The organism is Mycobacterium sp. UNC410CL29Cvi84, assembly GCF_000686745.1.
GTDB lineage: Bacteria > Actinomycetota > Actinomycetes > Mycobacteriales > Mycobacteriaceae > Mycobacterium > Mycobacterium mucogenicum_B.
Map to the genome: position 1 here is coordinate 435,583 of NZ_KK366011.1, position 21,959 is coordinate 457,541.

At 67.9% G+C, this 21,959-nt stretch carries 23 protein-coding genes; 13 read left to right on the forward strand and 10 right to left on the reverse strand.

The genetic code is table 11. From position 1 onward, the window contains the following. Nucleotides 1-42: 42 nt before the first annotated feature. Nucleotides 43-1,164 carry a glycosyltransferase gene (locus BR47_RS31815; RefSeq protein ID WP_020099346.1) on the reverse strand — a complete coding sequence of 374 codons (1,122 nt, stop codon included), beginning with the start codon at nt 1,162-1,164 and terminating at the stop codon, nt 43-45. Nucleotides 1,165-1,517: 353 nt separating this feature from the next. On the opposite strand from BR47_RS31815, the gene folP reads away from it, so the two are divergent. From folP to BR47_RS32895, 5 genes are all read left to right on the forward strand, one after another. Next, nucleotides 1,518-2,342 carry a dihydropteroate synthase gene (folP, locus tag BR47_RS0129210; protein WP_051128383.1) on the forward strand — a complete coding sequence of 275 codons (825 nt, stop codon included), beginning with the start codon at nt 1,518-1,520 and terminating at the stop codon, nt 2,340-2,342. A gap of 5 nt (nt 2,343-2,347) precedes the next feature. Beyond that, nucleotides 2,348-3,280 carry a glucosyl-3-phosphoglycerate synthase gene (locus BR47_RS0129215; protein WP_177127359.1) on the forward strand — a complete coding sequence of 311 codons (933 nt, stop codon included), beginning with the start codon at nt 2,348-2,350 and terminating at the stop codon, nt 3,278-3,280. A gap of 46 nt (nt 3,281-3,326) precedes the next feature. Beyond that, the gene (locus tag BR47_RS0129220; protein WP_020099349.1) at nt 3,327-3,632 is read left to right on the forward strand and encodes a DivIVA domain-containing protein; all 306 of its coding nucleotides are present in this window, start codon (nt 3,327-3,329) and stop codon (nt 3,630-3,632) included. After that, complete coding sequence (locus BR47_RS0129225; RefSeq protein WP_020099350.1) at nt 3,629-4,210, forward strand: DNA-3-methyladenine glycosylase I; 582 nt, start codon at nt 3,629-3,631, stop codon at nt 4,208-4,210. Before BR47_RS0129220 ends, BR47_RS0129225 begins: the two co-directional genes overlap by 4 nt. Nucleotides 4,211-4,363: 153 nt before the next feature. After that, complete coding sequence (locus tag BR47_RS32895; RefSeq protein ID WP_005059648.1) at nt 4,364-4,531, forward strand: DUF3117 domain-containing protein; 168 nt, start codon at nt 4,364-4,366, stop codon at nt 4,529-4,531. Between the two features lies 1 nt (nt 4,532). Here BR47_RS32895 and glgA read toward each other — a convergent pair whose 3' ends face one another. Beyond that, nucleotides 4,533-5,702: a glycogen synthase gene (glgA, locus tag BR47_RS0129235; RefSeq protein ID WP_020099351.1), complete on the reverse strand. Its 1,170-nt coding sequence runs from the start codon at nt 5,700-5,702 to the stop codon at nt 4,533-4,535. 77 nt (nt 5,703-5,779) lie between these two features. On the opposite strand from glgA, the gene glgC reads away from it, so the two are divergent. Further along, on the forward strand, nt 5,780-6,994 hold the full coding sequence (glgC, locus tag BR47_RS0129240) for a glucose-1-phosphate adenylyltransferase (RefSeq protein WP_020099352.1): 1,215 nt from the start codon (nt 5,780-5,782) through the stop codon (nt 6,992-6,994). On the opposite strand, the gene BR47_RS0129245 is transcribed toward glgC, so the two are convergent. The 6 genes from BR47_RS0129245 to BR47_RS0129270 form a co-directional block, all read right to left on the reverse strand. After that, a complete protein-coding gene (locus tag BR47_RS0129245) occupies nt 6,991-7,608 on the reverse strand; it encodes a DUF4126 domain-containing protein (RefSeq protein ID WP_029121646.1) in 618 nt (205 codons plus the stop codon). The two genes, glgC and BR47_RS0129245, sit on opposite strands and share 4 nt — an antisense overlap. Nucleotides 7,609-7,680: 72 nt before the next feature. Further along, a complete protein-coding gene (locus BR47_RS0129250) occupies nt 7,681-8,355 on the reverse strand; it encodes a methyltransferase family protein (RefSeq protein WP_029121647.1) in 675 nt (224 codons plus the stop codon). A gap of 8 nt (nt 8,356-8,363) precedes the next feature. Beyond that, nucleotides 8,364-10,001, reverse strand: a complete 1,638-nt coding sequence (locus BR47_RS0129255; RefSeq protein WP_029121648.1) for an ABC transporter permease — start codon at nt 9,999-10,001, stop codon at nt 8,364-8,366. Beyond that, nucleotides 9,998-10,921 carry an ABC transporter ATP-binding protein gene (locus BR47_RS31820; RefSeq protein ID WP_051635077.1) on the reverse strand — a complete coding sequence of 308 codons (924 nt, stop codon included), beginning with the start codon at nt 10,919-10,921 and terminating at the stop codon, nt 9,998-10,000. The genes BR47_RS0129255 and BR47_RS31820 overlap by 4 nt, the downstream gene beginning before the upstream one ends. Beyond that, nucleotides 10,918-11,571, reverse strand: a complete 654-nt coding sequence (locus BR47_RS0129265) for a TetR/AcrR family transcriptional regulator (RefSeq protein ID WP_029121649.1) — start codon at nt 11,569-11,571, stop codon at nt 10,918-10,920. Before BR47_RS0129265 ends, BR47_RS31820 begins: the two co-directional genes overlap by 4 nt. Before the next feature lie 274 nt (nt 11,572-11,845). Beyond that, the gene (locus BR47_RS0129270) at nt 11,846-12,595 is read right to left on the reverse strand and encodes an O-methyltransferase (protein WP_081831429.1); all 750 of its coding nucleotides are present in this window, start codon (nt 12,593-12,595) and stop codon (nt 11,846-11,848) included. A 237-nt stretch (nt 12,596-12,832) separates the two neighbouring features. On the opposite strand from BR47_RS0129270, the gene sigE reads away from it, so the two are divergent. The 4 genes from sigE to tatB all read left to right on the forward strand — a co-directional run bounded on the left by sigE (nt 12,833) and on the right by tatB (nt 16,162). Continuing rightward, nucleotides 12,833-13,666: an RNA polymerase sigma factor SigE gene (gene sigE, locus BR47_RS0129275; protein WP_020099359.1), complete on the forward strand. Its 834-nt coding sequence runs from the start codon at nt 12,833-12,835 to the stop codon at nt 13,664-13,666. A gap of 90 nt (nt 13,667-13,756) precedes the next feature. Then, nucleotides 13,757-14,164 (forward strand): anti-sigma E factor RseA, encoded by a 408-nt coding sequence (rseA, locus tag BR47_RS0129280; RefSeq protein ID WP_020099360.1) that lies wholly within the window; start codon nt 13,757-13,759, stop codon nt 14,162-14,164. Nucleotides 14,165-14,249: 85 nt separating this feature from the next. Then, nucleotides 14,250-15,740: a serine protease HtrA gene (gene htrA, locus BR47_RS0129285; protein ID WP_029121650.1), complete on the forward strand. Its 1,491-nt coding sequence runs from the start codon at nt 14,250-14,252 to the stop codon at nt 15,738-15,740. Beyond that, nucleotides 15,740-16,162 (forward strand): Sec-independent protein translocase protein TatB, encoded by a 423-nt coding sequence (gene tatB / locus BR47_RS0129290; RefSeq protein WP_029121651.1) that lies wholly within the window; start codon nt 15,740-15,742, stop codon nt 16,160-16,162. The genes htrA and tatB overlap by 1 nt, the downstream gene beginning before the upstream one ends. Before the next feature lie 5 nt (nt 16,163-16,167). On the opposite strand, the gene BR47_RS0129295 is transcribed toward tatB, so the two are convergent. Then, the gene (locus BR47_RS0129295; protein WP_081831430.1) at nt 16,168-16,875 is read right to left on the reverse strand and encodes a TetR/AcrR family transcriptional regulator; all 708 of its coding nucleotides are present in this window, start codon (nt 16,873-16,875) and stop codon (nt 16,168-16,170) included. Between the two features lie 140 nt (nt 16,876-17,015). Between BR47_RS0129295 and BR47_RS0129300 the strand changes: the two genes are divergently transcribed. The 3 genes from BR47_RS0129300 to BR47_RS0129310 all read left to right on the forward strand — a co-directional run bounded on the left by BR47_RS0129300 (nt 17,016) and on the right by BR47_RS0129310 (nt 20,929). Continuing rightward, a complete protein-coding gene (locus tag BR47_RS0129300; RefSeq protein WP_020099364.1) occupies nt 17,016-18,101 on the forward strand; it encodes an oxygenase MpaB family protein in 1,086 nt (361 codons plus the stop codon). Between the two features lie 41 nt (nt 18,102-18,142). After that, nucleotides 18,143-19,834, forward strand: a complete 1,692-nt coding sequence (locus tag BR47_RS0129305; protein WP_020099365.1) for an aldehyde dehydrogenase family protein — start codon at nt 18,143-18,145, stop codon at nt 19,832-19,834. A gap of 183 nt (nt 19,835-20,017) precedes the next feature. Next, a complete protein-coding gene (locus BR47_RS0129310; protein ID WP_029121653.1) occupies nt 20,018-20,929 on the forward strand; it encodes an acyl-ACP desaturase in 912 nt (303 codons plus the stop codon). A 4-nt stretch (nt 20,930-20,933) separates the two neighbouring features. Here the strand turns inward: BR47_RS0129310 and BR47_RS0129315 are convergent, their stop codons facing one another. After that, the gene (locus BR47_RS0129315) at nt 20,934-21,938 is read right to left on the reverse strand and encodes a beta-ketoacyl-ACP synthase III (protein ID WP_020099367.1); all 1,005 of its coding nucleotides are present in this window, start codon (nt 21,936-21,938) and stop codon (nt 20,934-20,936) included. Between the last annotated feature and the right edge of the window lie 21 nt (nt 21,939-21,959).

Below are 21,959 nucleotides of genomic sequence, written 5' to 3' on the forward strand. Positions count from 1 at the left end.
GTGCACGATTATCCGCGGTTACCGCGGATAATCGTGCACAAATCACACGGTGGCGAGGTGCGCGCTGATCGCGTCGGCGGCCACTTGGGCGCCGTCCCGTTCGCGGATGTCGGCGCCGATGACGGCCGCCGCCTTGTGGTAGGCGGGGATGACGAGCGCCCGTTGCACGGCAGCCCGAATCTGTTCCACGCCAGCCTTTTTCGGTAGCGCGATGCCGGCGCCGGCAGCTTCGATCGCCTTCCCGACGCCCTTCTGGTCGATCAGCGGGTTGGCCGGCATGATGACCAGCGGCACGTCGAACGACAACGCGCGCATCGTCGTGCTGTGGCCGCCGTGGCCGACCACCAACGACGTCGTCGCGAGGACCTCGTCGTGGTCCAGCCAGTCGTGCAGCGTGGCGTTGGCCGGAACCCGCAACCCCGCGGTGTCGATGCTGGCGCCCGCGGTGACGGTGACGTCGACCGGCAACGGGGCGAGCGCGTCGAGGATGTTCTGCAGCATCGCCCGCTGGCCACCGAAGCCACATGTGCTGAGGCTGACCAGGATTCGCGGCGTCGCGGCTGCGACGGCTGATTTTGGTGTGCCCTGCCAGGCCACCCCGGTATGGACGACCGGCGGTGTGCCGCGCATCGGGTCGAGGTCAGCGCGTGCGGCGACGATCTGCAAGGCCTTGGCCCGCTCCGGAGCCAGCACGTCCAACCCACGTAGCCGTGCGTACCACCCCATCGGGCCGGCGGCAGTGTCCTGAATGGCGCGGTAGAAACAGTGGGCGAACACCACCAACGGGATGCCGCTCTTGATGACGTCCGCGATAACCGCGACCAGGAGCGTGTCGACGACGATGGCGTCCGCGCCGTGGCGCCGCGCGGCGTCGAGCACCTGCGGGCCGAGGCTGCGATCGGTCATCTCGCGGACGAATGTGGTCATGAGGGAGGCCAGCGACCGTGGCGTGGTCGGGTCGAATTCCCTTCCGGTGCTGAAGGTTTCGAAGGAAAAGCCCGCCGTCTCGACGCGTCCGCGGGCGCCGGTGTGGCCGATGAAATGGACGTCGACGCCGCGCTGCCGGAGTGCGCGGGCAACCGCGAGTTGTGGCGGGATGTTGCCGCCGCCGTCGACGATGGCCCACAGGATCTTCATGGCTACCTGCCCTTCGGCGTCGTCCATCGGCGGTCGAGGTGGCTTCGCCCTCACTTATCAGGCAACGGTCAGATAGAGGGCTAAAACACTGCTTTCCACGATCGCAACTCACTCAGCGAATGTCCAGCAAACCTATGGCTTTTTGCCTCGTCAGGCCGGGTAGGTACGTGGTCGCCCCGCGGCGGTCGCCCGGGGTGCGGGCGGCCGCCGCGGAAGATGATCGGAGCAGCGCCGGTAGCCACGTCACGGCTGGCTCGATGTCGCGTGCCGCAACCGCGGAATCAGCGGATTTGCGGCAGCCCGATAGCCTGGGAGTCGTGCAGTCCTCCGCAAGGGGCCAGTTCCTGGGTCGCCAGGTGGCCGGCGATCGCGCGCTGATCATGGCGATCGTCAACCGCACCCCGGATTCCTTCTACGACCGGGGGGCGACCTTCAGCGACGGCGCAGCCAAGGACGCGGCGCACCAGAAGATCGCCGAAGGGGCCGACGTCATCGACATCGGCGGCGTCAAAGCGGGACCGGGCAGCACCGTCGACGCCGATGAGGAGATCGCGCGCGTCGTGCCGTTCATCGAGTGGCTCCGCGGCGAATACCCCGACCAACTGATCAGTGTCGACACCTGGCGCGCGAACGTGGCCAAGCAGGCCTGCGCCGCCGGGGCCGACCTGATCAACGACACCTGGGCCGGCGCCGATCCGGGACTGCCCGAGGTGGCCGCCGAATTCGGGGCGGGACTGGTCTGCTCGCACACCGGCGGGGCCGTGCCGCGGACCCGGCCCTTTCGCGTCAACTACGGCGTCACCGAACGCGGTGTGGTGGACGACGTCATCGCCGAGGTCACCTCAGCGGCGCAGCATGCCGTCGACGTCGGCGTCTCGCGGGACGCCATTCTGATCGACCCGACGCACGATTTCGGCAAGAACACTTACCACGGTCTTAGTTTGTTGCGCCACGTAAAAGATCTTGTAAATACCGGATGGCCAGTCCTGATGGCCCTGAGTAACAAGGATTTCGTGGGGGAGACTTTAGGTGTCGAACTGACCGAGCGCCTGGAGGGGACGCTGGCCGCGACGGCACTCGCCGCCGCTGACGGCGCCGCCATGTTCCGGGTGCACGAGGTGGGCCCCACCCGGCGCGTCCTGGAAATGGTCGCGTCGATCCAGGGCGGGCGTCCACCGAGCCGAACAGTGAGGGGACTCGCGTGACCCTAATGCCCGAGATGACTGCCGAATCCATCGCTCGCCATGCGTGGCTGGCCGAACGCAGCTGGAGCCGGCCGACGTGGACCATCGCTGAGCTCGAGGCCGCCAAGGCCGGCCGGACCGTCTCTGTCGTGCTGCCCGCCCTGAACGAGGAAGACACCGTCGCCGAGGTCATCGACAGCATCAGCCCGCTGCTGGGTGGTCTGGTCGACGAGCTCGTCGTGCTCGACTCCGGTTCGACCGACGAGACCGAACTGCGCGCCATCGAGGCCGGCGCCCGCGTCGTCAGCCGGGAACAGGCGCTGCCCGAGGTGCCGGTCCAGCCCGGCAAGGGCGAGGCGCTGTGGCGCTCGCTGGCCGCCACCACCGGCGACATCATCGTGTTCGTCGACTCCGACCTGCTCGACCCCGACCCGATGTTCGTGCCCAAGCTGCTGGGCCCGCTGCTGCTCGCCGACGGTGTGCACTTGGTCAAGGGTTTCTACCGGCGGCCGCTCAAGGTGGGTGGCGCGGAAGAAGCCAACGGCGGTGGCCGGGTCACCGAACTGGTGGCACGTCCGCTGCTGGCGTCCCTGCGGCCCGAGCTGACGTGCCTGCTGCAGCCGCTGGGCGGCGAATACGCCGGTACCCGGGAGCTGTTGACGTCGGTCGGCTTCGCGCCGGGCTACGGCGTCGAGATCGGCCTGCTGATCGACACCTACGACAAGCTGGGCCTCGATGCCATCGCACAGGTCAACCTCGGGGTGCGCACGCACCGCAACCGGCCGCTGACCGAGCTGGCCGCGATGAGCCGTCAAGTGATCGCCACGCTGCTGTCGCGCTGCGGCATCAGCGACTCGGGCGTCGGGCTGACCCAGTTCTTCGCCGACGGCGACACCTTCACGCCCCGCACGTCGACCGTGTCGCTGATCGACCGTCCCGCCATGAACACCTTGCGCTGACCCGCCTCGGCGGCGCTTGTCGGTGCCATCCGGCAGGATCGTCGGTGTGACACTGATTCTGATCTACCTGGTGGTGCTGATCCTCGTCGCGGTGGTCCTGTTCGCACTGGGCACCGTGCTGTTCGGGCGCAGCGAGCAGTTGCCGCCGCTGGCGCGGAGCACCACGGCCACCGTGCTGCCCGCGTCCGGTGTCACCGGTGCCGACGTCGACGCCGTCAGGTTCACGCAAACCCTGCGCGGTTACAAGACCAGCGAGGTTGACTGGGTGCTGGAGCGGCTGGCGCAGGAACTGGACTCGTTGCGGGGCGAGCTGACCACGTTGCGTGCACAGACCGCGGACGCCGAGCAATGACCACTCCCGACCGGACCCGGTGCGGGTGGGTCGACATCGGTGAGTCGGCGGATGGGGTGATGTACCGCGATTACCACGACACTGAATGGGGCCGCCCGCTGCGCGGCACACAGGCGCTGTTCGAACGCGTCTCGCTGGAGGCGTTCCAGAGCGGCCTGTCCTGGCTGATCATCCTGCGCAAGCGAGAGAACTTCCGGGCGGCGTTCAAGGGGTTCGACGTGGCCACGGTGGCCGGCTTCGGGGAGAAGGACATCGACCGGCTGCTGGCCGATCCGGGCATCGTCCGGAACCGCGCCAAGATCGAGGCGACCATCGCCAATGCCCGCGTGATCGACGGTGGCCTGGACCTCGACGAGCTGCTGTGGTCGTTCGCGCCGCCGCCGCGTCCACGGCCGGCTGACCTGGCACAGGTCCCGGCGACCACGCCGGAATCGGTGGCCATGGCCAAGGAACTGAAGCGCCGCGGTTTCCGGTTCGTCGGCCCCACCACGGCGTATGCGTTGATGCAGGCCACCGGGATGGTGGACGACCATGTCGAGGCCTGCTGGGTGCCCCGCCACAGCTTGTCGGAGGCGTGACGGGCGGGTCTTTCACACCCTCGGGTAGCGATAGGGAACAATAGACGTAGTTCAGTTGCAGTTCAGTGCCGTGAGGCTACCCACTGAGTGGGTGGTTGCGGCCTTGATCCGGGACCGTGGATGCGGTCCGGGCGCGTGCGGAGGGAGCACCCGATGGCGGCGATGAAGCCCCGGACCGGCGACGGTCCACTGGAAGCAACCAAAGAGGGGCGCGGCATCGTCATGCGGGTACCGCTGGAGGGTGGCGGTCGTCTGGTGGTCGAGCTGACCCCGGATGAGGCCGCAGCCCTGGGCGACGAACTGAAGAACGTCACCAGCTAGTTCAGCCGCAGACGCTCCGATAGATGTCGAGCGTCTGCTGGGCGACCTGCATCCAGGAGAACTCCTCGATGCACCGCCGACGGCCGGCCTGCCCGAATGTGCGGGCCTGTTCCGGGTTCCGGACCAACGCATTGACCGCGTCCGCGAGCCCTGTCTCAAACCCCACCGCATCCGCGGCGTCGTAGTGCACCAGTGAACCTGTGGTGCCTTCGTCGACCACCTCGGGAATGCCGCCGACGTCCGAGGCGACGACGGCGGTGCCGCAGGCCATGGCTTCGAGGTTGACGATGCCGAGCGGTTCGTAGACCGAGGGACAGACGAAAACTGTTGCTGTCGCCAGGATTTCGCGGATCTTCTCGATCGGCAGCATCTCCTGGATCCAGTGCACCCCGGCGCGCGTGGCGCTGAGCTCCTTCACCGCGGCCGCCACCTCGGCGGCGATCTCCGGGGTGTCGGGTGCGCCCGCACACAACACCAGCTGCACGTCGGGGTCAAACCGGTGGGCCGCCGCGATGAGGTGGCCGACGCCCTTCTGCCGGGTGATCCGCCCGACGAACGCCACGATCGGCCGGTCCGGATCGATCCCCAGCTCGGCCAGGGTCTGGCCCGCCTCGACCGGGTACCAGTCGTCGGTGTCGATCCCGTTGCGCACCACGTGCACTCGCGCCGGGTCCAGCTGCGGGTAGGTGGCCAGGACGTCGGCCCGCATGCCCGCGCTGACCGCGATGACGGCGTCGGCCGCTTCGATCGCCGTGCGCTCGACCCACGAGGAGATGCGGTAGCCGCCACCGAGCTGCTCGGCCTTCCACGGCCGGCGCGGCTCCAGCGAGTGCGCGGTCAGCACGTGCGGGATGCCGTGCAGCAGCGCGGTGAGGTGCCCGGCCATCCCGGTGTACCAGGTGTGCGAATGCACGACGTTCGGCATGGCGGCCGGTCCGGCGAAGGCATTGTTGACCATAGCCAGATCCGCCGACAGCGTCGTCAGGGCCGCGTTGGCCCCGGCGAGCAGCGGATCGGGCTGTGCCACGAAGGCGTCCCGGCGATGCACTCCCATGCAATGGACGTCAACGTCGCACAGCTTCGTGAGCTGACCGACGAGTTCGGTCACATGCACGCCCGCGCCGCCGTAGACCTCCGGTGGATACTCCCGCGTCATCATCGCCACCCGCATGTCGATGACGTTAACGCGTGCGGCGGGTTGGGGCGTATGTCTGGCCGCTTCGGTTGGTGGCTACTAGGTTTGGTGGCATGAGGGAACAGCCGCAGGTGCTGGGAATCGTCTTGGCCGGCGGTGAGGGCAAACGGCTGTATCCGCTCACCGCGGACCGCGCCAAGCCCGCCGTCCCGTTCGGCGGTGCCTACCGCCTCATCGACTTCGTCCTGTCCAACCTCGTCAACGCGCGTTACCTGCGGATCTGCGTTCTGACGCAATACAAGTCGCACTCACTGGACCGGCACATCTCGCAGAACTGGCGGCTGTCGGGTCTGGCCGGCGAGTACATCACCCCGGTCCCGGCGCAGCAGCGCCTGGGCCCGCGCTGGTACACCGGCTCGGCCGACGCCATCTATCAGTCCATGAACCTCATCTACGACGAGGACCCCGACTACATCGTGGTTTTCGGCGCCGACCACGTGTACCGCATGGACCCCGAGCAGATGGTGCGGTTCCACATCGAGAGCGGGGCGGGCGCGACCGTCGCGGGCATCCGGGTGCCGCGCGCTGAGGCGTCGGCGTTCGGCTGCATCGACGCCGACGAGTCCGGCCGCATCCGCAGCTTCATCGAGAAGCCGGCCGACCCGCCGGGTACGCCCGACGACCCCGAGCAGACCTTCGTCTCCATGGGCAACTACGTGTTCACCACCAAGGCGCTCATCGATGCCATCCGGGTGGACGCCGAGAACCACGACTCCGACCACGACATGGGCGGCAACATCATCCCGCAGATGGTCGCCGACGGGATGGCGGCCGTATACGACTTCAACGACAACGAGGTGCCCGGCGCCACCGAGCGTGACCACGGCTACTGGCGCGATGTCGGAACGCTCGACGCGTTCTACGACGCCCACATGGACCTCGTGTCGGTGCACCCGGTGTTCAACCTCTACAACCGGCGCTGGCCCATCCTGGGGGAGTCGGAGCATCTGGCCCCGGCCAAGTTCGTCAACGGCGGCGCGGCGCAGGAATCGGTCGTCGGCGCGGGCAGCATCATCTCGGCGGCGTCGGTGCGCAATTCGGTGCTGTCGTCCAACGTCGTGATCGACGACGGCGCCATCGTGGAGGGCAGCGTGATCATGCCCGGCGCCCGCGTCGGACGCGGTGCCGTGGTGCGGCACGCCATCCTGGACAAGAACGTCGTCGTCGGCCCCGGCGAGATGGTCGGCGTGGACCTGGAGAAGGACCGCGAACGCTTCTCGGTCAGTGCCGGCGGCGTCGTCGCGGTCGGTAAGGGCGTCTGGATCTAGACGGCCGCATCGGGCGAGGGCGGATTTCCGGCTCGTGCCCTTTTCGCCGATCCGCGGCGGCGGAGCAGCGCCACCGCTGCCCAGACCAGCAGCGCCAGCGCGACGACAACCAGCACCGGCAGCACGATCGCGACGATCACCAACCCGACGCTGGCCACGTCTTCGACCGTGCTCAGCACGGGCGCCGCGAGCCCGCCGGTGGCGACATTCGCGACGGGCCGCACCGTCGACTTGGTCAGTGACACCACGAGTGCGGTGACGGCTCCGATCACCACGGGAATCCACTGACCGGAACTGGCGAATGCCCCCGGGTCGGTGACGGCGGCGGTCTGTGCCGCGGTGCCGGAGCCGAAGACGATGCCGCCGGAGGTCGGTCGCACGAACGTCTGAATGGTGTCGTTGATGCTGTCGAGGGCGGGCACCTTGTCGGCGACGATCTCGACGACCAGCAGCACGGCCACGATGCCGATCACCCAGCCGTTGGTCAGCCATGCCCAGGGGTGCGGTAGCTCCACGAGGTTGGTGAAGCGTCCCAGCAGGCCCATCGCGAGCAGGGGAATGTAGGCGTTGAGGCCCGACGCGGTGGCCAGGCCGAGCCCGGTGAACAGTTCCACCCGCTCAGTCTCCGGGATTTGTGCACGATTTCCCGCGCTGTCCGCGGATTTTCGTGCACAAATCCCGGGGAATCACCAGACGTAGGGGAGCAAGCGATAGCGGACTTTGTGGGTGTAGTCGATGTACCCGGGCAGTTCGGCGCGCAGCATCTTCTCCTCGTCGAAGATCCGCGCCATGAGCGCCGGGGCGGCGGCCAGTACCGGGATCAGGCCCCAGTAGGAGCCCAGTGCCAGCGGGGTCGCGAGCATCATGATGAGCGCGCAGATGTACATCGGGTGACGCACGATGCCGTACAGGCCGGTCGAGATGACCGGTTGGTTGTCCTCGACCGAGATGCTCGCGCCCGCGAAGTTGTTCTGGATGACGACCCATTGGGCCGCCAGCAGTGACAGTGCGACGACGACGTTGCCGAGGACGACGACGGCCGTCGGCACGTAGGACCACCCGAAGCGCCAGTCGAGCGCGCTGACAACGCCGGTCGCGATCACCGACGCCAGGATCGCCCAGATGGCCAACTTCTGAATCGGTCGGGTCTCGGCCGTCGGGCCGCCATGCATCCGTCGTGCGAGGGCATCGGGATGTTTGACGGCCAGGTACATGCTCGGGCCCATGGTGGCGACCATGAAGACCGCGATGAAAACCCAAGCCTGCCAATAGTGGATGGTGCCGGCCGGCACGCACAGCAGCACCGCGAAGAAGACGATGCCGCCGGCCGCCGAGGCGAGCGCCTGCAGAGCGAGTTTCATGATTTCTCCTACCGTAGGTCACGGCGCCGGAAAGCCAAGGCGCCCAGGATGATCAGAGTTGCGTCCAGGACCAGCAGCCAGACCAGTGGCGTCGCGGTGAAGCTGCCCGATCCGACGCGCGGGATGTGGCTGAACGGATCGAGGTCCAGCACCCAGTGCGGCGAATTCGCCAGCGAACCAAGCAGATACACCGCGATGAAGCCGACCAGGGCGCCCCACGCCACCGGGGCGAACCGCGGCGCTGCACCGAACAACACGGTCGTCACGGCGATCAGGAGCCAGACGGCGGGCAGCTGCACTGCTGCCGCACCCAGCACCAGGGGCAGTTTTCCGCCGATGTCGTCGGCCGCCGCCCCGTAGGTCAGGCCGGCCAGGAGACCGGACGTCAGCATCGCGACCGTCGTGCCGGCCAGTGCGATGACCAGATAGCCCGTCAGCCAACGGACCCGGCTCACCGCCCCGGCGAGCAGCGTCTCGGCACGCTGGCCGGTCTCCTCCTGATGGGGCCGCAGGGCCAGCGATACCGCGAACGCGGCGGCGACCATGCCGAGCATGTTGAAGGCGATCGCGATGAACGCCTCCTCCAGCGCGCTGGTGCCGCCGAGGCGCGTGATGATGTCGCGTGCCGAGCCGCTACCGCCCAGCTCGTCGCCGATACCGTGCACGACGCTGCCGACCAGCAGCCCGTACAGCCCCAGCCCGACGGTCCACACCAGCACCGAGCCGCGGGTCAGCCGCCATGCCAAACCTGTTGGTCCGCTGAGCATTCCGGTGGCCCGCGGCCGGCCGCGTCGCTCGGCGAACATCCCCGCGCCGACATCGCGGGCACCCTGAAGTTGGTACGCCAGTACCACCAGGGCGACGGTCAGTGTGAGGTGCAGCGCCAGCACGCCGAACCGGTCACCGGCGTACGGGCGGACAAGCAGCGACCAACCCAGGGGAGACGCCCAGGACAGTTCGCTGCCGCCGGCATCGCCCACGGCGCGCAGCGTGAAGGCGGCGCCGAGTACGCCGAAGGCGATACCGCGGGCGACACGGGCGCTGGCGGAGAGCTGCGCGGCCACGGCCGCGACGGCGGTGAACACCAACCCGGAGGCGGCCAGCGCACAACTGAAGGCCAGCGAACCCAATACGGGCACATCGGTATTCAGGAGGCCGAGGAATCCGAGCAGCCCGGTGAGCAGCGAGCCGCCACCGGTCAACAGCAGCGCGGCGGTCAGGCTCGCATTGCGGCCCACGGCTGTCGAGTCGATGAGCTCGGTGCGTCCGGCCTCTTCGTCGGCGCGGGTGTGCCGGATCATCGTCAGGATGACGGCGACGGCAATCAGCACGTGGAACATGCCGGCTTTCCAGATGCCGGCCGCGCCCAGGCTGTCGTTGTAGATGTTGCCGTATATCGCGCGCTGGGCCGGGCTGGCCATGATGCTCGCGACGAATCCGGCGCGGCCTGCCGCGGTGGGGTAGACGGCCTCGATGCTGCCGATGTACACCGTCGACAGCGGCAGGGACAGCAGCAGCACCCACAGCGGTAGCACGATCCGGTCGGTCCGCAGGTAAAGACGAAGGAGCCCAAGGGTTCCGGTGAAGCTGGATGCCCCGGCAGCAGGTCGGGCGGGCCGGGCCGGGCGGTCCAGGACGGCGGTCATGCCCGCACCTGCTCGGGTTCGCGGCGGGCCCGGCCGCTGTCGTAGTGCCGCAGGAACAGGTCCTCCAAAGTGGGTGGCTGGCTCACCAGTGAGCGCACGCCGGCATCGCCGAGTGCCTTGATGACCGCACCGAGGCTCTCCGATTCGACGCGGGCCGTGAGCATCCGGCCGTCGAAGAAGATGTCGGAAACCCCTGGGAGATGGTCGATTCGGCCCGGGTTGTTGATCATGTCGGCCTTGATGGTGGTGCTCGACAGATGCCGCATCGACTCCAGCGTGCCGGTCTCGACGGTCCGGCCGGCCCGGATGATCGTCACCCGCTGGCACAGTCGCTCGGTCTCGGCCAGGATGTGGCTCGACAGCAGGACGGTGGTGCCGCGGCCCGCGGCCTCGGCGACGCACTGCTGGAAGATGTTCTCCATCAACGGATCCAGACCGCTGCTGGGTTCGTCGAGCAGCAGCAGGTCGGCGTTCGAGGCGAACGCGGAGACCAGCGAGACCTTCTGCCGGTTGCCCTTCGAATACGTGCGGGTTTTCTTGGTGGGGTCCAGGTCGAACCGCTCGGTGAGTTCGGCGCGGCGCTTTTCGTCGATGCCGCCGCGCATCCGGGCCAGCAGGTCGATGGTCTCGCCGCCGGTCAGCGTCGGCCACAGCGTCACATCGCCTGGTACATAAGCGATGTGACGGTGCAATGCCACGGCGTCGGTCCACGGGTCGCCGCCGAGTAGGCGGACGGAGCCGGAGTCGGCGCGGACGAGCCCGAGCAGGATGCGGATCGTCGTCGACTTGCCTGCGCCGTTGGGCCCGAGGAAGCCGTGCACCTCGCCCCGCTCGACCCTCAGGTTCAGTCCGTCGAGTGCCCGGACCGCCCCGAAGTTCTTTGTCAGGGTGTCGATTTCGATAGCGGCGTTCACATTCACTCCTCAGTGGTGGTGACGATGGGTTTGCCTGATTCCTGTTGCGCGAGAAAGGCTTCGTACATCGTCGAATCGACCATCAGGCCCTCGGTGTACAGCTCGAGTGCGGGCAGCACCATGTCCTGCGCGTAGTCGTGCAGCACCTGGCGATAGTCCGTCGGGTTGTCGTGTAGCTGGATGTACGTCAGGAAGGCGCCGCCACTGGTCAGTGCCAGGAAGCGGGCGCGGGCCTTGGGGTCGTGACTCGGCTTGATGGTGCCGGCGCGGACGCCCTCTTCGAGATAGCCTTCGGTGTTTTCGATCATGTTCTGCCACAGCGACTTCGACAGTTCGCCGCCGGTCTGCAGCGCCTGCATCAGATAGGCGGTCATGGGTGCGAAGGATTCGATCTCGGCGAGCTGCGCGAACCATGCGCTCGGGCTGGCGTTCTGCATCGACTCGGTCTTGGCGACCCGGACCGTTTCGATGACGTAGGCGTCGCAGGCTTCGCGCAGTTTCTCCTTGGAGCCGAAGTGGTGGATCACCAATGCCGCGCTGACGCCGGCGGCCGCGGCGATGCTGCGGACGCTGGCCGAGAACCCGTGCTGGCCGAACTGCTCGATCGCCGCGTCACGGATGCGGGCGACGGTGGTGAGATCCTCGACTGAACGCATGTTTAGTACGCTAAACACGCGTTCAGTTGGTCGTCAAGCGTCTGACCCGTCAAGAGCCCGTAAAGATTCGACGGAAACGTCAACGGCGCGGCGTAAGCCGATGCTTAGCGGCCGCTGACTCTGCGGTGGGGGTGTTGGTTGCTCGGCCTTTTGCGCCGTGAGCGCAGGGTCAACGAGGGGCCGGGCGGTGCCGGCCGTTGATCCTGCGGTGGCGGTGCTGCCTACTCGGCCTTTTGCGCCGTGAGCGCAGGGTCAACGCCGAGCAGAGGGGCAGCTAGTCGCGGACCGCGGCCAGGAGCCCGTCGCCGAGCGGGACCAGGACCGGGGTCAGCCGCTCGTCCTCGGCGATGGCGCGCGTGGCCTCCCGCACCGCCGTCACGTCGCGGTCGTTGGCGGCGGCGTCGCCGGCGCGACCGCCGAGCGCGGCGCGGTGCACCACGATCACGCCGCCCGGTCGCAGCAGGCGGACGCCCTCGGCCACGAACTGCGGTTGATCGACGGGCTCGCCGTCGATGAAGACCAGGTCGTAGGACTCGTCGGCCAGCCGGGTCAGGACTTCCTGAGCGCGTCCCACGATCAGCCGGGTCCGGGACGGTCCGACACCCGCGGCGACGAACGCCTGCTTGGCCAGCCGCTGATGCTCGGGCTCGACGTCGATGGTGGTCAGCACACCGTCTTCGCGCATGCCCGACAGCAGCCACAACCCGCTGACGCCGGCACCGGTGCCGACCTCGACGACGGCCTTGGCCGACGCGATCTTCGCCAGCACACTCAGCAGCGCGCCCACCGCCGGGGTGACGGGGTTGGCCCCGCTCTCCTCGGCCCGCTCCCGGGTCGCGGCGGTGATGGGTTCCTCGGTGATGGACCGTTCGGCGTGCTTGACGATGGCCTCGGCCGTGCTCGGCTTGGGTGCGGCAGCAGCGACGGGCTGGGCCGGTGCCTGGGCGGGTGCCGCCGGAGCCGGCTGCGCCGGGTCAGGCTGGTTGCTACCGGCCGAAACCGTCGGGTCATCGGTGCTGGACATGTGCGCAGCGTAACGAACGCCCAGCGTGCCGCCGCTCAGTACACGCGCAATACGGCCGCGCTCTCAGGCGGCAGCCGGACGATCCTGAGCGGCCACGCGCCACGCCCGGGAGCGAAGGTTAAGTTTTGGCGAACTCTCCGTGGGTATTCGCAGGTCATGAAGCTGAAGCCGGGTTTCTCAGGAAAAGTTCAGTTTGCTCATACATCAACCTCACCAGGGTGGGGAACCGTAATCGCCATGCACGCGAGTGTGAACGATCTGCAAGCCGATTCCGGACTCCGGCAGTCGCCGGACATCCGCGGAATCGGGAATATCGGACTTCAGGTACCGGTTTCTGCTGATGCGTCATGTGCCAACGACGCGGAAACTATGGAACTGGAGATTGCCACGACCGCCATGCCGGCCCCCACGAAGCTTGCCCCGACCCACATGTCCCATGTCCCGGTCGCCGAAGCCGAGGTGGATTGGGCTGAAGTCAGCGACGAATTGACCGGCACCGCCGTCTTCGATGCCACGGGCGACGTGGCCACCATGCCGTCGTGGGACGAGCTGGTTCGCCAGCACGCCGACCGCGTCTACCGGCTGGCCTACCGCCTGTCGGGTAACCCGCAGGACGCCGAAGACCTCACCCAGGAGACGTTCATCCGGGTGTTCCGCTCGGTGCAGAACTACCAGCCCGGCACCTTCGAAGGCTGGCTGCACCGCATCACCACCAACCTGTTCCTGGACATGGTCCGCCGCCGCACCCGCATCCGCATGGAAGCGCTGCCCGAGGACTACGACCGCGTGCCCGCCGATGATCCGAACCCCGAGGAGCTGTACCACGACTCGCGGCTGGGACCGGATCTGCAGGCCGCGCTCGATTCGCTGCCCCCGGAGTTCCGCGCCGCCGTGGTGCTCTGCGACATCGAAGGTCTGTCGTACGAGGAGATCGGCGCGACGCTCGACGTCAAGCTGGGCACCGTGCGCAGCCGTATCCACCGTGGCCGGCAGGCTCTGCGCGAGTACCTCGCCAGCCACCCGGGTGACTACTCCGAGGCGGCCGCGGCCATCTCCGCCAAGTCCGCCTGAGCGTTGTGACGTATCCGTCCCAGGTTGTCGCGCTACATTCAGTAGTAACGGCAACACGGACGAAGGCGTGGCGCGGAGAGGAGCTCGGTGATGGTCGACCGGGGACAGTTGTTCCGTCGTGCGTTCTCCTGGCTGCCCGCACAGTTCGCCTCCCAGAGCGACGGACCCGTCGGCCCACGCCGCTTCGGGTCCACGGAGCACCTGGCCATCGAGGCCATCGCGGCATTCGTCGACGGTGAGCTTCAGATGGGTGCGCACCTGCGCGCCGCCCATCATCTGTCCCAGTGCCCGGATTGCGCCGCAGAGGTGGATGCGCAGGGTCAGGCGCGGAGCGCGTTGCGCGATTCCTGCCCGATCATCGCGCCCAATTCCTTGCTGGGTGCGCTGGCGAACATCCCGAATGACGCATCGGTGCAGTTCGCGGATATCCAGGCGGCCGGGATCGAAGACGGGGACTTTGCCGATCGGCCGCCGCGGGAACGCCGTCGTCGCCGGTAGGGTTGAGCCTGAATTTTTGAGTGACCGCCTCGCCCGCTCAGGCGGGCCGTGCGGACAGAGCCAGTAGATGGGGAGTGCAATACCGGTGACGAATCAGGACATGTCCGGCGATCGCCCCCGTCTGGCTCCGCGTCCGGTGACGCGCACCCCGGTGGATCCGGCGTCGCAGCGCGCGTTCGGCCGGCCCGAGGGCTTCACCGGTTCGTTCCTCGCCGAGGATCAGATTCGCAACCAGGGGGAGTACACCCCCACCAACCAGGCACCCGATCCCGTGCTCGCCGAAGCCTTCGGCCGGCCCGGTGGCGGCGTCGATTCGTTGCAACGCCACCCGGCCGACGCCGGTGCGCTGGAAGCCGAGGGCCAGGACGACGACGATGCTGTCGCCGACCCGTGGCGCGATCCGTCGGCCGCGCCGTCGCTGGGCACCCCGGCGCTGCCCCCGCCGCCGGTCGTGGTGGCCGTTCCCGTCGGCAAGCTCGGTGTCCGTGACGTGCTGTTCGGCCGCAAGGTCTCGATGACGGCCCTCGCCGTGCTGGCTCTGCTGGCGTTGGTCATCGGCACCCTCGGCGGCGTCGTCGGGCGCAAGACCGCCGAGGTGGTCGAGGCCTTCACCACCTCCAAGGTCACCTTGAAGACCAGTGACGGCGGCGACCTGCCCGAGGGTCGGTTCGCGAAAGTCGCTGCTGCCGTTGCGGATTCGGTGGTCACCATCGAGGCGATGGGCGACACCGACGGATCGCAGGGCTCCGGCGTCGTGGTCGACGGCCGCGGCTACGTCGTCACCAACAACCACGTCATCTCCGACGCGGCCAAGAACCCCAGCCAGTACCACATCTCCGTGGTGTTCAACGACGGCAAGCAGGTGCCGGCCAACCTCGTCGGCCGGGACCCCAAGACCGACCTCGCGGTGCTGAAGGTCGACAACGTCGACAACCTGACCGTCGCGAAGTTCGGTGACGCCGAGAAGGTCAAGGTCGGCGACGAGGTCATCGCGGCGGGCGCCCCGCTGGGTCTGCGCAGCACCGTCACGCACGGCATCATCAGCGCGCTGCACCGTCCGGTGCCGCTGTCGGGTGAAGGCTCCGACACCGACACCGTGATCGACGGCATCCAGACCGACGCTTCGATCAACCACGGCAACTCCGGTGGCCCGCTGATCAACATGAACTCCGAGGTCATCGGGATCAACACGGCCGGAAAGTCGTTGTCCGACAGCGCAAGCGGTCTGGGCTTCGCCATCCCGGTGAACGAGGTCAAGGCCACCGTCGAGGTCCTGATCAAGGACGGCAAGATCTTCCACCCGACGCTGGGCCTCAACGCCAAGTCGGCCAGTGACAAGGTCGCCTCGGGCGCCCAGGTCGTGAACGTCGTCGCCGGTAGCCCGGCGGAGAAGGGCGGCGTCCTCGAGAACGACGTCGTGGTCAAGGTCGGTAACCGCAAGGTCGCCGACGCCGACGAGTTCGTGGTCGCGGTGCGGCAGCTGCAGATCGGTCAGCCGGCGCCCATCGAGGTGATCCGCGACGGCCGGCACGTGACGCTCACCGTCGTTCCCAACGCAGACACCCCGGCCAGCTGATGTTCGGCAACATCGGATGGGGCGAGATGCTCGTGCTGGTCATCGCGGGCCTCGTGATCCTCGGCCCGGAGCGGTTGCCCGGCGCCATCCGGTGGACGGCCGGCAGCCTCAAGCAGGTGCGGGAGTACCTCAGCGGTGCGACCAGTCAGCTGCGTCAGGATCTCGGGCCGGAGTTCGAGGACCTGCGTCAGCCCCTCAGTGAGCTGCAGAAACTGCGCGGCATGACGCCGCGCGCGGCGCTGACCAAGCATCTGCTCGACGGTGACGACTCGTTCCTCACCGGGGCCTTCGACACCCCGGCGGCGCCGGACCAGACCAAGCCGCTGACCACGCCCGAGGTCAACGGCATCCCGCCCACGACGGGCGCCCCGGGGGCGGCACCGCAGTCGCAGACGCCGCAGTTCGACCCCGACGCGACCTGACGCCGCTAGAGGTTCAGGGCCTGTAGGCGCGCCGGATCCCGGTAGCGATCCGCATTCTCGGCGATCTCCGCGGCCGGCGGCAGGATTTCGTCCGCGGCGACGTAGACGCCGCCCGCGCGCAGTGAGTCGTCGAGCATCAACCAGATCCAGCGGGTCAGGTCGTCGACCAACGCGTCCTGCGTGTCGCGCAGCGGCTGTTCCAGCCAGTGCCCCGCGGCGGTCTCGACGAGGCCGACGATGCCGTACGACAACCGCTCGGCGTCGGCCTTCACATCGAACGCGGCCACGTACACCTTGAGCACCGCTGTCAGCAGGTTGGCGATGGTGATCTTGATGTCGGCGAACGCGTTGAAGCCCTCGTCGATGGAGCATCGCTGCAGATAGCGGTACAGATTGGGGTGTTGGGTCAGGAACTGGACGTGCGCGCTCACGCCGGCCTTGACGATCTGCGCCATGCTGCCCTCGGGCCGCCACACCGGCGCGAGTTCGGCGGTGATCATCTGGCTGGTCCGGTGTGCGACCTCGCGTTGCAGGTCCGAGGCGTCGACGAAGTGTCGGTAGAGCTTGGTGCGGCTGACGCCGACGTGCGCGGCGATCTGCTCGGTCGAGGTCTGGGGCCCGTGTTGCTCGATCACGACGAGGGCAGCGTCGATGAACTCAGCGCGCCTGCGCTCGCGTTGGCCGGCCCAGCGACCGGTGGTGGCACTCGCCATGGCTCCTTGTTTACCTCATGTACCTGCTCGGGAGTGACCTGATGCATCCAATCAGTGGGAGTCTAGCTATCTAGTGGTACGTGGCGTACCATCTACGGAACCGCGCCAGTGGGCGCCTTCATGTTCAAAGGGGAACGACGATGGATGCTGTCGCCACTTTTCGCCGCGTTGCCGGTCTGCCGGTCGCGGACACGAAGCTGACGCCCGCGGTCGACTACGGGTTCTTCGGACCCGACTCCGTCACCTGGCGGGTGTGGAGCTACCCGACGTCGCTGCTGCTGGGCTTCGCCCGCGCCGTGACCATCGAGCACCTCGACCCGTACCTCGCCGCGGCCGTCGACGCCAGCGGCCAGGTGTACGCCCGCACCCGGCTGCGCTACGACCGCACCATGCAGTACTTCGCGCTGGTGGCCTTCGGTGACGCCGAGGCAGTGCTGGACGCCTCCGAGATCCTCGTCAAGATCCACGGCAAGGCCATCGGCACCGAGCCGATCACCGGCAAGCAGTTCGACGCCAACGACCCGTACTCGCAGCTGTGGATCCACCTGACCGCGTGGCACTCGATCCTCTACACCTACGAGATGTTCGGGCCCGGCAAGCTGACCGAAGCCGAGGAACTGCAGTACTGGGAAGAGTGCGCGCGGGCCGCGGAATTCCAGACCATCAACCCCGACGACGTGCCGCGCACGCGTGAGGGCATCCAGCAGTACTTCGAGCAGTACCGGCCGCAGATGGCCGGCTCCGAGGTGGCCCAGAACATGATGAACTACCTCGTGGACCTGGGCTATCACATCCTGCCCGAGCGGGTGCCGAGCTGGATGCGCCGCGTGTTCAACTGGCCAATGCGCCGGGCGATCATCGCGACCATGCCGAAGTGGATGCGCACCCTGGGCGGCATTCCGCAGAACTACTCCGACGACGTCGTCGCCAAGCTGATCGCGCGTCCGTTCCTGCGGGCGGTCTCCAGCATCCCGCGCCTGGAGCTGGCGATCCTGGACTTCACCACCCCGCACACCACGCCGATCGTCGGCCCGACGCTGATGAAGATCCCGGCCCAGAACCCCGTCACCTACACGCCGGCCGAGGCCCGCGCGAAGTGGGGCCGGACCACGCCGTTCGAGCAGTACCAGCAGCTCGTGGCCAAGCGGGCGCTCGGCCAGGGCCCCAAGCCCTACGAGCACAACCACAGCGACGCGCTGCTGGAATTCGAAGCACACGCCGGCTGATTCCGGCCCATACCGACCGCACCACCGGGAGAATTCAGTACATGACGGACATTGCGTACACGGCCCTGGTGGACCAGGCGCTGAATGAGCTCGCCGAAGGCGAGAAGGCCTGGGCGGCAACATCTCTGGCGCGGCGGCGCGAGATTCTCGATGACGTGCAGCAGTTGGCGGTGCAGCACGGCGCCGAGTGGGTCGAGGCCGCGGTCCGGATCAAACAACTGAATCCGGAGTCGCCGCTGGTCGGCGAGGAATGGATTTCCGGCCCGTACCCGCTGGCCGCCGGGGCCGCGGCGTTGTCCGCGAGCCTGGCCAAGCTGGAGGCCGGCAAGAGCCCGCTGGACGGGGCCGACTTCGGCACCGCCGCCGGTCGCACAACCGTGAATGTGTTGCCGCTCAACGTCTTCGACAAGCTGCTGCTGTCCGGGTTCAGCGCCGAGGTGTGGTTGCAGCCGGGTGTCAGCCGCGACGAGGCGCTGCGGACCGCCGGTCTGGCGCAACGGGATCCGGGCAAGACCAACGGGATCGGCGTCGTGCTCGGAGCCGGCAACATCACGTCGATCGCGCCGCTCGACACGGTCTACGAGCTGATCGCCAACAACCGCGTGGTGGCGCTCAAGCTCAACCCGGTCACCGATCCGATCCTGCCGGTGCTGACCAAGGTGCTGGCGCCGCTCATCGAACTCGGTGCGGTGCGGATTCTCACCGGTGGCGCGGACGTCGGCACCTACCTGGTGCAGCACGACGCGGTGGACCACGTGCACATGACCGGCAGTGCGCTGACCCACGACGCCATCGTCTTCGGCGTCGGCGAAGAGGGCGCCCGGCGTAAGGCCGCGGGCGAGCCGATCCTGCACAAGGACATCACCAGCGAGCTCGGCGGGGTGTCGCCGACCATCGTGGTGCCCGGCAAGTGGAGCAAGGCCGATATCGCGTTCCAGGCCAACCACATTGCCACGCAGCGGCTGCACAACAACGGCTACAACTGCGTGGCGTCGCAGGTCGTGGTGCTGTCCTCGAAGTGGGCGCAGCGTGACGAGTTCGTCGCGGCCCTGACCAAGGCCATTGCCGCCGCGCCCAAGCGCGCGGCGTACTACCCGGGCTCCGATTCCCGGGTCGCCAGTGCCGAGGCCACGTATCCGACGGCCCAGCGGCTCGGTGACCGCGTCCTGGTCGTGGACCCCGAGGACCGCACCGCGCTGCTCAACACCGAGTACTTCTCGCCGGTGTACGGCGTCGTCGACCTCGACAGCGACGGCGTCGAGTTCCTCCGCGAGGCGACCCGCCTGGCCAACGAGGACTTCGTCGGCACGCTGGGCGTCAACATCGTCGCGGCGCCCGCCACCATCAAGGCGCTGGGGAAGGCCTTCGACGCCATGATCGAGGCGCTGCACTACGGCACCATCGCGGTGAACGCCTGGACCGGCGTCGGTTACCTGACGCCGCACGCCACCTGGGGCGCCTTCCCCGGGCACACGCTCAATGACGTGCAGAGCGGAATCGGCGTGGTGCACAACGGTTTCCTGATCGAGAAGCCCGAGCGCACCGTGGTGCGGGGGCCGTTCCGCCCGTCGCCGCGCTCGCTGATCGGTGGCGAGCTGTCGATCTCGCCCAAGCCGCCGTGGTTCGTCAACAACCGTACGGCCGCCTCGACCGGTCGGCTCCTCACCGCGTTCACCGGCAAGCCGAGTTGGGCCAAACTGCCCGCGATCTTCGTCTCCGCACTGCGGGGCTGACGGGTTTCCCGGGGGTCAGCAGGGCAAAGCCCGGTCTGTGGTCATGCCACGGACCGGGCTTTTTTCATGAAGTGGTCGTCACCATCTGGGCATCGAACGCTAACCTACGCTACCGTAGGTTACGGTACCGTAGGTTCGACAAGGTATGGACTTGACGCCGACCACCGATGAAGGGATTGACCCATGGACACCCAGGCCGCCGTGCTGTACGAACTGGAGCCCGTCGTCGCGCAGAACCTCGACCGGCACCTCAAGATGTCGCGGGAATGGTTCCCGCATGACTACGTCCCGTGGAGCCGCGGGCGGGACTTCGCGTTCCTCGGTGGTGAGGACTGGCAGCCGGAGGACTCGCCGCTCGATCCGGTCGCCAAGACGGCCCTGACCGTCAACCTGCTGACCGAGGACAACCTGCCGTCGTATCACCGCGAGATCGCCACCCGGTTCTCCCGTGACGGTGCCTGGGGCACCTGGGTCGGGCAGTGGACGGCCGAGGAAGGGCGCCACAGCATCGCGCTGCGGGACTATCTGGTTGTCACCCGCGGCGTCGATCCCGTCGCTCTGGAACGGCTTCGCATGGAACACACCGTCGCCGGCTACGACGCGGGAGAGCGGAGCGCGCTGTCGGTGCTGGCCTACGTGTCGTTCCAGGAACTGGCCACCCGCGTCTCGCACCGCAACACCGGCCGGGCGTCGGGTTGCCCGCTGGCCGACCAGCTCCTGGCCCGCATCGCGGCCGACGAGAACCTGCACATGGTCTTCTACCGCAACCTGGTGGCCGCGGCGCTGGACATCGCCCCGGACGACGCGATGGTCGCCATCCGCGATGAAGTCATCAATTTCGCGATGCCCGGCCAGGGGATGACCGACTTCACCAAGAACGCACTCACCATCGCCAAGGCCGGCATCTACGACCTGCGCATCCACCACGACGACGTGCTGGTGCCGGTGCTGCGCTTCTGGAACATCTTCGAGCGCAACGATTTCGGCGCCGTCGGTGAGCAGGCTCGCGAGGAGCTGATCGGGTTCCTCGGGATGCTCGACGAGCGTGCGCGGTTCTACGAGGAGAAGCGCAAGCTGGCCGCCGTGGCCGGCTGAGCGGCTATCCGGGGAGCCGGATCACCTGGGCGGCGTAGGCCAGGCCCGCGCCGTAGCCCAGGAGCAGCGCCACGCTGCCGGGCTTGGCCTCGCCGGTGTCCAGCAGCGTGTACATCGCCAGTGGAATCGACGCGGCCGAGGTGTTGCCGGCATCCTGGATATCTTGGGCGACAACAGTTTCCGGATTGAGTCCGAGTCCCTTGGTGAGCAGCTCATTGATCCGGCCGTTGGCCTGATGGGGGATGAACACGTCGATGTCGTCGACCGTCAGGCCCGCGGCCGCGATGGCGCGCTTGCCGACGTCGACCATCTGGAACGCCGCCCAGCGGAAGACGGTCTGGCCTTCCATGCGCAGGAAAGGCCTTGGGCCGGAAGGGTTCTCGGTGTAGTCGATCCAACTGAGGTCCTGCACGATGGCACTCGACTGCTCGCCGTCGCTGCCGGCGACGGTGGGCCCGATGCCCTGCTCCTCGGTCGGTCCGACGACCACCGCGGCGGCGCCGTCGGCGAAGATGAAAGCGTTGCTGCGGTCGGTCATGTCGATGGCGTCGGACAGCTTCTCCGAGCCCACCACGAGGATGCGACGCGCGCTACCGGCCCGGATCATGTCGGCGGCCACGCCCAGTGAGTAGCCGAATCCCGCGCAGCCCGCGGCGATGTCGAAGGCCGGAATGCCCTGTGCGCCAATCTCGGTGGCGACCTGCGGCCCGCACGGCGGGGTGTTGCGGAAGTTGGTGCTGGTGGCCACGATGACGGCGTCGATGTCCGAACCGGACAGCTCCGCCGCGGCACAGGCGCGCCGTCCGGCCTCGCATGCCATCGTGACGGCGGACTCGTCGGGGCCGGCGAACCGGCGGTTCTTGATGCCCGTCCGGGAGTAGATCCACTCATCCGACGAATCGATGGTCTCGCAGATTTCGTCGTTGGTGACGACGCGGCCGGGGCGGTAGGCCGCCACGCTCAGCAGGCCGACGTTCTGTGCGCCGCTGCGCGTATGGATATGTGTCACTTGTGGATTCCTGTCGGACGG